General features: G+C 59.5%; 10 protein-coding genes. 9 read left to right on the top strand and 1 reads right to left on the bottom strand.

Annotated features, from left to right (window positions below):
* Nucleotides 1-146: 146 nt before the first annotated feature.
* The 7 genes from aceE to ABWV89_RS05295 all read left to right on the top strand — a co-directional run bounded on the left by aceE (nucleotide 147) and on the right by ABWV89_RS05295 (nucleotide 11,846).
* On the top strand, nucleotides 147-2,840 hold the full coding sequence (gene aceE, locus ABWV89_RS05325; protein ID WP_353395006.1) for a pyruvate dehydrogenase (acetyl-transferring), homodimeric type: 2,694 nt from the start codon (nucleotides 147-149) through the stop codon (nucleotides 2,838-2,840).
* Nucleotides 2,841-2,858: 18 nt separating this feature from the next.
* Nucleotides 2,859-4,538 carry a dihydrolipoyllysine-residue acetyltransferase gene (gene aceF, locus ABWV89_RS05320; protein ID WP_353395005.1) on the top strand — a complete coding sequence of 560 codons (1,680 nt, stop codon included), beginning with the start codon at nucleotides 2,859-2,861 and terminating at the stop codon, nucleotides 4,536-4,538.
* Nucleotides 4,539-4,550: 12 nt separating this feature from the next.
* A complete protein-coding gene (lpdA, locus tag ABWV89_RS05315) occupies nucleotides 4,551-6,365 on the top strand; it encodes a dihydrolipoyl dehydrogenase (RefSeq protein WP_353395004.1) in 1,815 nt (604 codons plus the stop codon).
* A gap of 141 nt (nucleotides 6,366-6,506) precedes the next feature.
* Entirely contained in the window at nucleotides 6,507-7,355 is an 849-nt protein-coding gene (locus tag ABWV89_RS05310; protein ID WP_353395002.1) for a carotenoid biosynthesis protein, read from the top strand.
* 134 nt (nucleotides 7,356-7,489) lie between these two features.
* The gene (locus ABWV89_RS05305; RefSeq protein ID WP_353395000.1) at nucleotides 7,490-8,755 is read left to right on the top strand and encodes an oxygenase MpaB family protein; all 1,266 of its coding nucleotides are present in this window, start codon (nucleotides 7,490-7,492) and stop codon (nucleotides 8,753-8,755) included.
* Nucleotides 8,756-8,787: 32 nt separating this feature from the next.
* Nucleotides 8,788-10,584, top strand: a complete 1,797-nt coding sequence (locus ABWV89_RS05300; protein ID WP_353394996.1) for a sensor domain-containing diguanylate cyclase — start codon at nucleotides 8,788-8,790, stop codon at nucleotides 10,582-10,584.
* A gap of 401 nt (nucleotides 10,585-10,985) precedes the next feature.
* Nucleotides 10,986-11,846: a 2OG-Fe(II) oxygenase gene (locus tag ABWV89_RS05295; protein ID WP_353394994.1), complete on the top strand. Its 861-nt coding sequence runs from the start codon at nucleotides 10,986-10,988 to the stop codon at nucleotides 11,844-11,846.
* 27 nt (nucleotides 11,847-11,873) lie between these two features.
* On the opposite strand, the gene ABWV89_RS05290 is transcribed toward ABWV89_RS05295, so the two are convergent.
* Entirely contained in the window at nucleotides 11,874-12,521 is a 648-nt protein-coding gene (locus ABWV89_RS05290; protein WP_353394992.1) for a C40 family peptidase, read from the bottom strand.
* 273 nt (nucleotides 12,522-12,794) lie between these two features.
* Between ABWV89_RS05290 and ABWV89_RS05285 the strand changes: the two genes are divergently transcribed.
* Both ABWV89_RS05285 and ABWV89_RS05280 read left to right on the top strand, forming a co-directional pair.
* Nucleotides 12,795-13,595 carry a TetR/AcrR family transcriptional regulator gene (locus ABWV89_RS05285; RefSeq protein WP_353394990.1) on the top strand — a complete coding sequence of 267 codons (801 nt, stop codon included), beginning with the start codon at nucleotides 12,795-12,797 and terminating at the stop codon, nucleotides 13,593-13,595.
* A gap of 116 nt (nucleotides 13,596-13,711) precedes the next feature.
* On the top strand, nucleotides 13,712-14,314 hold the full coding sequence (locus ABWV89_RS05280; RefSeq protein ID WP_353394988.1) for an isochorismatase family protein: 603 nt from the start codon (nucleotides 13,712-13,714) through the stop codon (nucleotides 14,312-14,314).
* Nucleotides 14,315-14,323: the final 9 nt, after the last annotated feature.

The following is a 14,323-nucleotide window of genomic DNA, read 5'->3' as shown; positions in this document are numbered from 1 at the left end:
AATCCGGGATGCGGCCTGGTGCCATTTTTTTCGAGAACCACAATATGAAAAACAAGTGCACATATTGAAATCAACATTTTTTTGTGTGAGAATGCGAACATGCACGGGCCAAAAGCCCGCTTTGTACGCTCAAACAGGAGACAAACATGTCCACTCTCACCCCCGTGGAACGCGATGACATGGACCCGCAGGAAACCCGCGAATGGCTGGACGCACTGACTGCCGTCATTGAACGAGAAGGCCCGGAGAGGGCGCATGCCTTGCTCGAGCAGTTGCTTGAAGAGGCACGCCAGCACAGCATTGATTTGCCGTTTTCCGCCACGACGGGGTACGTGAACACGATTGAGCCGGATGAAGAAGAGCGCTGTCCGGGCAACATCGAGATTGAAGAGCGTCTGCGTGCCTACATGCGCTGGAACGCGATGGCCATGGTGGTCAAGGCCAACCGCCACCATCCGGAAGACGGTGGTGATCTGGGTGGCCACATTGGCTCTTTTGCCTCGTTGGCCCACCTGTTTGGGGCTGGCTTCAACCACTTCTGGCACGCTGAGAGCGAAAACCATGGTGGCGACTGCCTCTACATCCAGGGGCATGTGGCGCCCGGCGTGTATGCGCGGGCATTCCTGGAGGGGCGCCTGACAGAGGAGCAACTGCTCAACTTCCGACAGGAAGTGGACGGCAAGGGCTTGTCGAGCTATCCACACCCCAAGCTGATGCCCGAGTTCTGGCAATTCCCGACGGTGTCCATGGGCCTGGGCCCGCTGATGGCCATCTACCAGGCACGCTTCCTGAAGTACCTGCACGCACGTGGCATTGCCGACACCAGCAATCGCAAGGTCTGGTGCTTCTGTGGCGACGGCGAAATGGACGAGGTGGAATCCCTGGGTGCCATCAGCCTGGCAGCCCGCGAGAACCTGGATAACCTGATCTTTGTCGTCAACTGCAACCTCCAGCGCCTTGACGGCCCGGTGCGCGGCAACGGCAAGATTGTCCAGGAGCTCGAAGGCGAGTTTCGCGGCTCTGGCTGGAACGTGATCAAGCTGCTATGGGGGTCCAACTGGGATCCGCTGCTGGCGCGCGACAAGGACGGAGCGCTGCGCAAGATCATGATGGAAACGCTTGACGGCGACTATCAGGCTTTCAAGGCCAATGACGGTGCTTACGTCCGCAAGCATTTCTTCGGGCGCGACCCCAAGGCTCTGGAGCTGGTGTCCAAGCTCAGCGACGAAGACATCTGGAGCCTGCGCCGCGGTGGCCACGACCCCCAGAAAGTCTATGCAGCCTACCACCGCGCTGTGAACCACAAGGGCCAGCCGACGGTGATGCTGATCAAGACGGTCAAAGGCTTCGGTATGGGCAAGGCCGGTGAGGGAAAGAACACGGTTCACCAGACCAAGAAGCTCACGGACGAGGACATCAAGGCCTTCCGCGACCGCTTCAACCTGCCGATTCCGGACAGCGAGTTGCCCAAGATTCCGTTTTACAAGCCGGCAGAAGACACGCCTGAGATGCGCTATTTGCACGAACGCCGTCAGGCGCTGGGTGGCTATCTGCCCAAGCGGCGCGTCAAGGCTGACGAGGCGTTGGCCATTCCTTCGCTGGACACGTTCAAGGCGGTGCTGGAGCCCACTGCCGAAGGCCGCGAGATATCCACGACACAGGCCTATGTGCGATTCCTGACGCAGCTGCTTCGCGACAAGAGCGTTGGACCGCGCGTGGTGCCCATTCTGGTGGACGAAGCCCGTACTTTCGGTATGGAAGGCCTGTTCCGCCAGATCGGCATCTACAACCCTGCGGGTCAGCAGTACACCCCGGTCGACAAGGACCAGGTCATGTACTACAAGGAAGACAAGGCTGGCCAGATTCTGCAGGAGGGCATCAACGAAGCAGGCGGCATGAGCAGCTGGATTGCTGCGGCCACGTCCTACAGCACGTCCAACCGCGTCATGGTGCCGTTCTATGTGTACTACTCCATGTTCGGCTTCCAGCGCATTGGCGACCTGGCATGGGCGGCTGGCGACATGCAGGCTCGTGGCTTCCTGCTGGGGGGCACCTCGGGGCGGACCACGCTCAACGGTGAGGGCTTGCAACACGAAGACGGCCACAGCCATATCCTGGCGGGCACGATTCCCAACTGCATCAGCTACGACCCGACCTTCGCACACGAAGTGGGCGTCATCCTGCACCATGGTCTCAAGCGCATGGTGGAGCAGCAGGACAACGTGTTCTTCTACCTGACGCTGCTCAACGAGAACTACGCGATGCCTGGCCTCAAGGAGGGCACCGAAGAGCAGATCATCAAAGGCATGTATCTCTGCAGCGAGGGCCCGAAGCTCACGCCGCGCGTGCAATTGCTGGGCTCTGGCTCCATCTTGCGCGAGTCCATGGAAGCGCAGAAGCTGCTGGAGAAGGACTGGGGTGTTGCTGCCAATGTGTGGAGCTGCCCCAGCTTCAACCAGCTGGCACGCGATGGTCAGGATGTGGAGCGCTGGAACCTGTTGCACCCAGAAGCTGAGCAGAAGGTGCCGTTTGTCGCGCAACAGCTCGAAAAGCACGCGGGTCCTGTGGTGGCATCGACCGATTACATCAAGAACTACGCGGAACAGATTCGCCCCTTCATGCCCAAGGGCCGCAGCTACAAGGTGCTGGGCACCGACGGGTTCGGTCGCAGTGATTTCCGCAGCAAGCTGCGCGAGCACTTCGAGATCAACCGCTACTACATCGTGGTCTCGGCGCTGCGTTCGCTGGCAGACGAGGGCTCGATCCCGGTGGCCAAGGTGACGGAAGCTATCCGGAAGTACGGCCTCAACGTCGATAAAGTCAACCCGCTCAATGCCTGATGGCCCGGAGACAAGAACATGGCAACGATTGAAATCAAGGTACCGGACATCGGCGATTTCTCCGATGTGGCGGTGATCGAAGTCCTGGTCCAGCCAGGCGATACCGTCAAGGCAGAGCAATCGCTGGTGACGGTGGAGTCTGACAAGGCTTCCATGGAAATCCCATGCTCACATGCTGGCGTGGTCAAGGAACTGAAAGTCAAGCTGGGCGATACGGTGAGCGAAGGCTCTGTGCTGCTCATGCTGGACTCAGCGGAGTCTGCCGCTGAAGCGCCTGCACCTGCGCCAGCAGCCACGACTCCCGCACCTGCACCTGCACCCGCCGCTGCCTCCCCGGCGGCGATGCCCGCAGCCGCTCCTGCCCAGGCTGACGGAGAGGTTGAGGTGAAAGTCCCCGACATTGGCGATTTCGCCGACGTGGCCGTCATTGAAGTGCTGGTCCAACCCGGCGACGAAGTGCAGGAAGAACAGTCGCTGATCACCGTGGAGTCCGACAAGGCTTCGATGGAGATTCCGTCGTCCGCTGCGGGCACGGTGGTGCGCCTGGCTGTGAAGGTGGGTGACAAGGTCAATATGGGTGACCTCGTGGCAGTTCTGTCTGGCGCTGCCGGCTCTACAACTTCACCTGCACCCGCTGCCGCCGCTCCAGCGTCTGCCCCGTCGGCAGCCGCAGCGCCTGCACCTGCTGCTGCGGTGTCCAACGCTCAGCTAGCCGCTGCACACCAACCTGCCACGGCCCAAATGACAGGGCTGCCGCACGCTTCCCCTTCGGTGCGCAAGTTCGCTCGCGAACTGGGTGTGCCGCTGGCTGAAGTGAAAGGGTCTGGCGCCAAAGATCGCATCACGCGCGAGGACATTGAGAACTTCACCCGTGCGGTGATGGCCGGCCAACAAAGCACAAAGGCGCAGCAAAGTGCATCCAGCTCAGGAGCCGGTGGTGCCAATGGAGCCGCTTTGGGTCTGATCCCCTGGCCAAAGGTCGACTTCGCCAAGTTCGGTCCGGTGGAGCGAAAAGAGCTTTCACGCATCAAGAAGATCTCCGGCGCCAACCTGCTGCGCAATGCCGTGATGATTCCGGCCGTCACCAACCATGACGACGCCGACATCACGGACCTGGAGGCCTTGCGCGTTCAGCTGAACAAGGAAAACGAGAAGAAGGGCATCAAGGTCACCATGCTCGCTTTCCTGATCAAGGCCTGCGTGGCTGCGCTCAAGAAATTCCCCGAGTTCAACAGCTCGCTCGACGTCGAGAACGACAGTTCAGCACTGATTTACAAGAACTACTGGCACATCGGTTTTGCTGCCGACACGCCCAACGGTCTGGTGGTGCCCGTGATCAAGAATGCCGATGAAAAAGGTGTTTTCGAGATCAGCAAGGAGATGAGCGAACTCGCTGCCAAGGCCCGTGACGGCAAACTCGGCCCGGCCGACATGAGCGGTGCTACCTTCACCATTTCCAGCCTGGGCGGCATTGGTGGACGCTACTTCACGCCCATCATCAACGCGCCAGAGGTGGCCATTCTGGGCGTTTGCCGCAGTCAGATGGAACCCGTGTGGGACGGCAAGGAGTTCAAGCCACGCCTGATGCTGCCTTTGTCATTGACATGGGACCACCGCGTGATCGACGGGGCTGCTGCAGCGCGCTTCAATGCCTATCTGGGCCAGATCCTTGCCGACTTCCGTCGGGTGATGCTGTAAGAGGGGCAAGACATGGCACAGATTGAAATCAAGGTTCCCGACATTGGTGACTTCAGCGAAGTGGCTGTGATCGAGGTGTTGGTGGCAGAGGGCGACACCATCGCGCCTGAGCAGTCGCTGATCACTGTCGAGTCTGACAAGGCGTCGATGGAGATTCCATCCTCACATGGCGGCGTGATCAAATCGCTCAAGGTGAAGCTCGGCGACAAGGTCAGTGAAGGGTCGGTTTTGCTGATGCTTGATGCGCAGGAAGAGGGTGCTGCGGCAGCGCCAGCCCCGGCGGCCGCTCCAGCAGCGCCTGCAGTTGCGCCAGCCTCTGCGCCCGCCCCGCAGGCAGCGTCCTACGCAGGTGGTGCCGATGTGTCCTGCGACGTGCTCGTGCTCGGCGGCGGCCCCGGTGGTTACTCGGCGGCTTTCCGTGCGGCTGACCTGGGCCTTAAGGTCGTCATCGTCGAGCGCTACGCCACGCTGGGCGGCGTTTGCCTGAACGTCGGGTGTATCCCTTCCAAGGCATTGCTCCACGTAGCGGCCGTCATGGATGAAGTGAGCCACCTGTCTGATCTGGGCGTGGACTTCGGCGCTCCCAAGCTGGACATTGACAAGCTGCGCACGCACAAGGAAAAAGTCATCGGCAAGCTCACCGGCGGCCTGGCCGGCATGGCCAAGATGCGCAAGGTCACGGTGGTGCGCGGCTACGGTGCCTTCGTCGGCAGCCATCATCTTGAAGTCGAAATGACGGAAGGCGCTGCCCAGGACAAGACAGGGCAGAAGCAAACTGTCGAGTTCAAGCACTGCATCATTGCGGCTGGCTCACAAGCGGTGCGCCTGCCATTCCTGCCAGAAGACCCGCGCGTGGTGGACTCTACTGGCGCACTGGGATTGCAGGCAGTGCCCAAGAAAATGCTGATCGTCGGCGGCGGCATCATCGGCCTGGAGATGGGCACGGTCTACAGCACACTGGGCGCCCGCCTGGATGTGGTTGAGATGATGGACGGTCTGATGCAAGGCGCTGACCGAGATCTCGTCAAGGTCTGGGAGAAGATGAACAAGGGCCGCTTCGACAACATCATGCTCAAGACCAAGACCGTGGGTGCCGAGGCTACGCCTGAAGGCATCAAAGTCCAGTTCGAAGGGCTTGATGGCACCAAGAGCGAAGGCGTTTACGACCTCGTCCTGCAAGCTGTGGGTCGCTCGCCCAATGGCAAGAAGATCGCGGCCGACAAGGCCGGGGTTTCAGTAACCGACCGCGGCTTCATCGATGTCGACATCCAGATGCGCACCAATGTGCCGCACATCTTCGCCATCGGCGACATCGTGGGCCAACCCATGCTGGCGCACAAGGCGGTGCACGAGGCGCACGTGGCGGCGGAAGTGATCGCCGGTGAACTCAAGGGCGACAAGGCCTTGGCCTCGAGCGCCTTCAATGCCCGAGTGATTCCGAGCGTGGCCTACACCGATCCGGAAGTGGCGTGGGTGGGCCTGACAGAGGAGCAGGCCAAGGCTCAGGGCATCAAGGTCAAGAAGGGCTTGTTCCCCTGGGCGGCTTCGGGACGTGCGATTGCCAACGGCCGCGATGAGGGCTTCACCAAGCTGTTGTTCGACGACTCGCCCGAAGCTCATGGCCACGGCAAGATTCTTGGCGGCGGCATTGTGGGTACCCATGCGGGTGACATGATTGGCGAGATTGCATTGGCCATCGAGATGGGCGCAGACGCCGTCGACGTCGGCAAGACCATCCACCCACACCCCACGCTGGGCGAGAGCATCGGCATGGCGGCGGAGGTGGCGCACGGGTCGTGTACTGACTTGCCTCCGCAAAAGCGATAGCGCGCTAGAGACTAACCCTGATGAACCGATTGACAACGCCGTGTAATTTGCACGGCGTTGTCATTTGGTGGCTCAGTACCGTGGCATAGAATGTCGCGAAGGAGAAGGAGGGGAGCAACATCTGGTCTGGAGGAGGCAGCGGTGGGATCATTGCGTTTGCCCGATCGCGCGTTGCTCGGCTTGGGGTTGACCGTATCGGTCGTCCTGGTGACCGAGTCGTTATTCAGTGGCCGGGGACTCATCACCACATCGTTGGTGGTGGCATCCGTGGTGATGTTCATGGCGAGCCTGTGGTCAGCGCTCAAGCTGCTCGGCGCGTGGCCGACGCAATGGTTCGTCGCCGTTGCCTTGCCCATCGGATGGTTTGCCGAACAAATGGGGTCATCCCGAGGCTGGTTTTTCGGTCGCTACACCTATACCGACGTCCTCGGCTGGCAGTTGGCCAACGTGCCGGTGGTGATCCCGCTGATGTGGTTTGCCCTCGTGTTCATCGGCTACGTGATGGCGTCCTTGCTTTTGTGGCAAAAACCTGTCTTGTCTCGCCCCAGTATGGGTTCGGGGTTGCTCACTATCCTCCTGACTGCCATGGTGGTCACGGCTTTCGATCTCGGCGCAGACCCTTACTTTGTTTTCGTGCTCAAGGCATGGATCATGGAGAAGCGCGATGGAGGGTGGTTTGGCGAAACCCTGCAAGGCTTTGTCGGTTGGATGTTCATCGCCAGCGTCATTGCCGCTGCCTGGATGTCGCGCATCAGGCAACTTGATGAGCCGGCGCCCCTGAAGGTCAATCGCTTGGCTGTCCTGGTCCCTTTGCTGACGTATGGCGGCGAACTGGTTTTCCAGGTGATCGAAGGTGATCCCATAGAGGTTCGGGCGGTGGCTGTGTTCGCCATGGGTATACCGTTGCTGGTTTGCCTCTCCAACGCGTGGCGGTGGGCTCGTTCACCGTCTGACAAGGGTGGCGAGCAGGCACAGGAGGCAGTGCAGTGAGCTGGGCAGAGAGAATCGATACCTACGACAAGACGGCGGACCCTCTGGCCGACGATACCGTTGCCAGGTTGATGGGGCACAAAACTTCCCAGAGTATGTTTGATGCAACGCGTCTTTCACAGGCAAACAGACTCATGGCGGAGTGGACCACCAATGGCGCACTTGCAGCTTGGGTACCCGGAGTGCAGGGTGCGGACCCGGTGGTTGCAGATGCCTTGCGTGACTATGTGTCCCAAGGCATGGCGCTTCCGGCATGGGCGGATGCTGCAAAGATCGAGCGGGCTGAATCGCTTTTCATTGATTACGGGCCCATGTCGTGCGCGTTGCTGTTTTGCGCCAGTCTGCCAGAGTGCTACGTATTGCCCGACCTGGCCGAAGTGCTGCACATTGCCGGTCAGCTTGAGGACCACACCGAACACCGTATTCGCCAAACGGCTGCCATGATCTTTCCGGTCATGGTCAAAGGCGGCCTGACAGATTCTGGCGGATCAGGGGTGGCGCAGATTCTTCGCGTGCGACTGATCCACGCGACGATTCGCCACATGATTCTGCGTGGAAATCCGTCGGCAGTCACGGGAAAGGTTGACCGGCTCCAGCACTTGCCGGGACAGCACGCGGACTTGCACACGGCCCTTTGGCGTCACGGGTGGGACGTCGGGGTGCAGGGCCTGCCCTGCAATCAGATTGAGCTGGCCTATACCTTGCTGACGTTCAGCTATGTTTTCCTGCGTGGCATGCGAAAACTCGGCCTGGGTTTCTCTGCCTCGGACGAGGAGGCGTTCCTGCACACCTGGAACGTGGTGGGGTACATCCTGGGTATCGACGAGTCGCTGATGGCGCACTCCATGCAGGATGCCGAGGCCATGTTCGCTGCCATACAGAAGTCGGGCAGATTGCATCCGAGTCAGGAAGATGCCAGGCCTGGTCTGGGGCGTGCTTTGATCGCAGCACTGGCAAGCTCGATACAGCTGCCCGTGATCAAGCATTTCCCGGTACCCATGACGCGAATGCTGATCGGTGAGAAGGCGGCAGACACCGTGGGCGTCAACGAGCACCTCTCATGGTTCACCCAGGCAGCATTTTGGTTGACCCTGGGGTTTGCGCGCAGCGTCGATGCTGTGGTGCAGCTTTTCCTGCCCCATTTCGCTTTGTCGCGCATGCTCACACGCGTTGTTGGCTACCATCTGCTGACCAGATTCTTGTTGAACCAGACGATTGCATTGAGTTTGCCTGAACGAGTCCTTCATCCATTGCGTCTTGCGGCTGCCGACTGGCATGAAGACACGCGCCAGCCTGACTGGGTCAACCGGCTCGAGGACCGGCTCACGACCGCAGGTTACTGGCACCTTCCGCTGGGGCAGGCACCAGCACCTGTGGCAGGTGGCGAAGGTCGGGACTGATGCACCATAGCCCATCCAGATCGCCAGACCCGATGCCTGTCGCCACCGAGGGGGGAGTGCAATTTCGCTCATGGTTGACTCTGTTGCTGATGGCCGCGCTGGCCTTTGCGCTGTGGTTTGGGCACAGTGGTGCCCGAGCGGCGCTGTCTGACGGAAACGCCCGCATCGCAACCAGTTACTGGGTCGATGAGAACGGAGAGGCGGACATTCGCCACGTAGAGAGCCTTCCAGGTTCGGCGCTCAAACCACTGCTGGCTCCGGAGCCATTTCAGTTGCCAGACGGCGCTTTGTGGTTGAGGCTGGACCTCCCGGCTTTCGATACATCAACCCGGTGGTACCTGCAGCTGGATGCAACGGCTTTCATCCGTCAGGCTGCGTTGTATCTCAAGGATCCTGGAACCGGGCAATGGGTCCGGCAGCAGGCGGGTGCACAGCTGGCCGTCAGCCAGTGGTCTCATCCAGACAAAAGTCCGCTGTTCGAAATTTCCCAGGCTGGGCAGGCCCAGGTGGGCTGGCTTCGCCTGGGCAACTATCCGACGGCGATCAACCCCGACTTCACGCTGATCGATGAAGTTTCCCTGGGCGAGAGCAGGGCTTGGAACCTGTTGCTCGTTGGTGCCTACACAGGTTTTGGTCTGCTTGTTCTTTTCCTGGGGTGGACGCACTTGCGCTTGTATGGCGACAAGGTGTTCCTGGCCTATATGGGCTATGTGGCTTTCATGATGGGTTTCCAGCTGAGCTTCACCGGAGTGGGAGGGCAGTACCTCTGGCCGAACTCGGCCTGGTGGACCAGCGCCTCACCGGCCATCTTCATGCTCTGGATGTCAGCCAGCGGCATCTGGTTTGTGCGGGAGGTATGTGCCGTATCGCGCTACCACCGGTTGCTGGACCGATTTGCGCTGGGATGGTCGCTGTTTGGTTTTGTGTTGCCTGCCGTCTATCTGTCAGCAACCAACACGTTCACCTTGATGGTGCTCAATCTCTATGGTTTGATCTCGGTCCTGTTGAGCATCTTCCTGTGTCTTTGGACCTGGCGCCAGGGAGAGCGTTACGCCGGATGGATGTTTCTGGGTTTTCTCCCGGTGCACCTGGGCTATCCTTTCCCTGCACTCAGGGCGGCTGGGGTGCTGGCCGACAGTTGGGCCACGCAATACGCTGTGCTGATCGGCTCTGCCATCGAAATCCCGCTGCTGCTGTACTTTCTTCACCGGAGAGCCAAGGAGTTCAACGAGAACAGCAGCCGATATCGGGCGCTTGATACGAGCGACGTGCTCACGGGCCTGCCCATCTTGCCTGTCATGCGTTTGCGGCTGCGCGACGCCGTGCGCCGGGCAAAGCGTTATGGCCACCATTTTGGACTTCTGGTGGTGGACTTTTCCAACTACCAGGACACGGTCGATTCGATGGGCCGCGAGTCCGGGGAACGGGCACTCGTGGTGGCAGCCACCCGCCTTTCCCGTCTCGTTCGGGAAGTGGATACGGTCTGCCGCATATCGGATGCCCGGTTTGTGATTCTCGTAGAGGGCCCACAGCAACAGGCCGAACTCAAGTTGCTTGCGCAGCATATCGTGGCCAGAGGGCTGGAGACGGCATCGACATTGCCCCGAAACCTCACCATGCGGTTTCGTGTCGTCACGGCACTGCTGCCTCATGCTTCCCTGGACGGTATCGAAGACGTCGATGGGGAAGACATGCGCCTGATTGAACGTCTGGGCAAGGAGTTTGGCAACATGGCTGAGGGCTCAGGCCGTGTCGTGATCCACTTGCCAAGAAAAATCCCGCTTCCAACCTCGCCGGAAGGGCGTGTGCCAGGCGAGCCAGTCTCGTGAGCGGGGCCCGCAATGGCGGCCTGGACGTACCATGGGCTAGCTGGTAGCCGATCGCCATCTGCGCCCAGGCGCCAGTCGTAAGGTGATGCCGCCTGTCACTGCGGCGCCTTGTTTGCAATCTTCTGGATTGCGTGACTGTCCCAATGGAGAAGCTGCCGCAAGAAACAGTTCTCGTCGCTGTCGGCAGTTCGCGCTTTCGCTGGGGCTTGCGCGAATGCCGTTCCTCTCGGTAGGGCGTTGCGTGGCATGTTACCCACAATTGGGTACAGGAGATGTGGTCTCCTTAAGTCATTCTTAAACCTTTGTTATCGAGACTCCCATGTTGGGTAGGGCTCGGACAGACCTTGGTGGTACGCCAGGTTCTTGGTGGAGTCCTGCGGAAGTGAGGCAAGGACCCCAGCATGGAACAAGTAAGCAGCACACACGAGCTGACCAGCTCATATGTCTTCGATGACGCCCGGTATCTGAACCTGGCAGTGGAAAACCGGCAGCGTTATCTGAATGCCGAGCCTTACCCGCACATTTACTTCGACAACTTTCTTCCTCCGGCGGTTGCTGAAGCCATGCTGGAGGAGTTTCCCAAGCCAGGCAAGATTGACTGGACATCCTACCGTCGTCCGGCTGAACTCAAGCAAGTGTGCGCCGACGAATCGCAGTTCGGGCCCGTGACCCGTCACATGCTGCACCAGTTCAATTCCGTGCCATTTCTTCGGTTTCTTGAGAAGCTCACTGGTATCGAACACCTGATCCCCGACCCCCACATGCGAGGCGGTGGACTGCATCAGACCCGCCGTGGAGGCTTTCTGAAACTCCATGCGGATTTCTCGCACCATGACCAGTACTTTCTGGATCGCCGTATCAACGTGCTGCTTTACCTGAACAAGGACTGGAAGGATGAGTATGGCGGGCACTTTGAATGCTGGGACAAAGACACGACGAAGTGCTACGACAAGATCGCACCAGTGTTCAACCGCCTGGCACTTTTCTCAACCACCAGTCACTCCTTTCATGGACACCCCGACCCTCTGGAGTGTCCGGAGGAAGAATCCAGAAAGTCGTTGGCGCTCTTCTACTACACCAATGGGCGCCCCAAGGGCGAGGCTGTTGGCATGCACTCGACCACCTGGCGTGGTCGGCCAGATGAGAGAATCGCCACCTCCGGTGTGAGTCTGGCCCATGATTGGCTGCCACCGGTCATGTGGCGCATGGCACGGCGCACCCGAGATCGCTTCTTTCCGAAGACGGTGGTGAAAAAGGACTGACCTGGTGGAAAGAGGTGTGGGGGATTGTCAGAACGCGAGATCGGGAACCATGCTGAACTCATAGGGTTCTGATGTGACGTGGTTCGGCTCCGGCAATGTCCCAGTGCTTTCGCCTTCGCCTGTCAGGCGCCTTGCGCCGTCATAGCGTCTGCTCCAATAGGAGACGTTCATGTCTTCGACACGTACTCGGGCCCCTGTGCGAGGTGCATGAACAAAGCGTCCGTCGCCAATGTAGATGCCGACATGGCTGTTGCGCCGCCGTTGCGTATTGAAGAACACGAGATCACCTGGCTGAAGCGACTGTTTGCCAACAGAGGCGCCATGATCCGCTTGCTGATGCGAGCGTCGGGGGAGGTTCTTGCCCAGGGTTTCGCTGAAAACGGCCCGAACGAAACCGCTGCAATCAAAGCCGGTCTCAACTGTATTGCCGCCATATTGGTACGGCGTGCCCAGGTACGCCATCGCATTCATCACGACCAATGCACTGGGTGAGCGATAGTCGCCCCCGGCCGGCGGCATGGAAACCGATGCCGTTTGAATGGTCTCCTGATGCCGGTCACCAGCCAGTCCATGACTCGACAGCAGCGCTTCCATGCTGTTAAACGGTTGCTCCACTGGCTCGGCATTCACTGACAGTGCCAGGATCAGCAGAAGGGATGACGCCACAAATTTCATACTGTGGTGAAGCTTAGGGCATGGATGCTGCCAAGTCAAGTGAAAAATACCATCTAATCCGTTGAATTCAAAGCGTTTTTGAGCCGCGCTATGTTTCGAGATGTTGGTATGAACAACCTCAGTTTGCGTCGCTGGGGTCTGCTCGACCGCCGGCGTGCAACCGGTAGAACGTCAGTGATGCAAACCAAGTTGTTTCAATTGAAGTGTCGTTGTAAAACACAACCATGATTTAAAATGTGGCCAACGTTTATGAAGTTGAACGATGTTTAATTTATGAATCTTCCATTCGATTCCATCGCGGAAGTACCGACGAACCGAGCTCTGGAGGCTGCTACGGCCAGGGCACAGATGCGGGAGCAAAGAAAGCTTCGCGGCGCCGAAACGCGCCGTCGGCAAATCCTTGAACAGGCCCAATCGCTGTACGCCGAACAAGGTGACGATGGCCTGCGAATGCGTGATCTGGCCGAACGCTGTGGTTATACCGCCGGTGCGCTTTACATGTATTTCCGGGATCGAGATGCATTGCTGGATGCGCTGCGGGGCCAGGCACTGGAAGTTCTGGCACAGGAAATCAAGGCCTGGCGGGCCAAGTTCGGAGGGCGGCGTGCCGTCGCACCTGAGCGGCGCGATGTGCTGTCACATTTCCAGCAAATGAGCCGCCATTGGTGGGCTGCACTCATGGCGGATCCGCACCGGCGAACGTTGCTGCTCAGAGCGCCTGTGTCCCCTGACCAAGGTGCGGCAACAGACGGCGATGCCGGCGGCGCTCTGGTGCTCTCTGAGCTGATGGCTGCACTGACACCCGCAACTTCGCTCCTTGAGCAAGCGGGCTTCTCGGCAGCGGGGGCGAAGGCACTGCAGGTCAATCTGGTGCTCTGGGCCGTGGGTCAGTGCGCGACTGCCGGGCAGCAATTGAAGGAGGCTGAATTGACCGACCTCCAGGCGCAATTCGATGCCTATCTTCTCCTTCTGCTCAAGCTTGAAGCCGCCAAGCCCGGGGCAGATTTGGCCTCGGGAGACATTGCCAATCGGGCTGATGATCAGGATGAAGCACAATCGGACCTTTTCGGTTGACTGCACCTTGACTTCAAGGATGATTCGTTCCGAGACTATGTGACTCTTCTGTCAGGCGTTTGTGTTTGTTTTTCCTCGCCACAGGCAGGCTGACAACGGCGTTCTTATTTATCTGTATGCTGCTCAATGCTCAAGACTGCCAGCTGGTGCTGGTCGATTTCCAGCCCCGGCTGATGAAGGCTATCTCAGATGGCTCGAAGGTCCAGTCCCAGGCCGTTGCGCTGGCCAGGGGCGCTCGCCTTTTCAAGGTTCCCGTGTGGGGCACTCAGCAGGCGCCTGCCAAGCTCGGAGAGCTGGTTCCGGAGCTTGCTGGCGAATGCCGAGAGGTATTGAGCAAGCAGTGCTTTAGCGCTGTGGCCGAGGGTCTGGGGGATATGCTGCGAGAGGCCAGCAAGCCTGCGGGCAACGCACGAAGCCTCCCCAAGCACCTGCAAAAGCGCCAGCAGGAGCAGCGCCAGGACCGTTCCACCATTGTGGTCGCTGGTTGCGAGGCCCATATCTGCCTGATGCAGACAGCACTGGAGTTGCTGGAGGAAGAGTTCGACGTATGCGTGGTGGTCGATGCATGTGGCTCTCGCACTGAGCGCAATCGCGATGCAGCATTCGACCGGCTGGCCGGGGCGGGTGTTGAGCTGGTGACCACGGAAATGGTGTTGTTCGAATGGCTGGGTTCGGCGGAGCATCCAGCATTCAAGGATGTACAGGCGCTGGTGAAGTGATGCTGCCCG

Source organism: Hydrogenophaga sp. 5NK40-0174 (assembly GCF_040372165.1).
In the GTDB taxonomy this organism is placed as follows: Bacteria; Pseudomonadota; Gammaproteobacteria; order Burkholderiales; family Burkholderiaceae_C; genus Hydrogenophaga.
The sequence above is the reverse complement of the archived record's forward strand: the minus strand, read 5'-3'. Positions and strand labels throughout refer to the sequence as shown.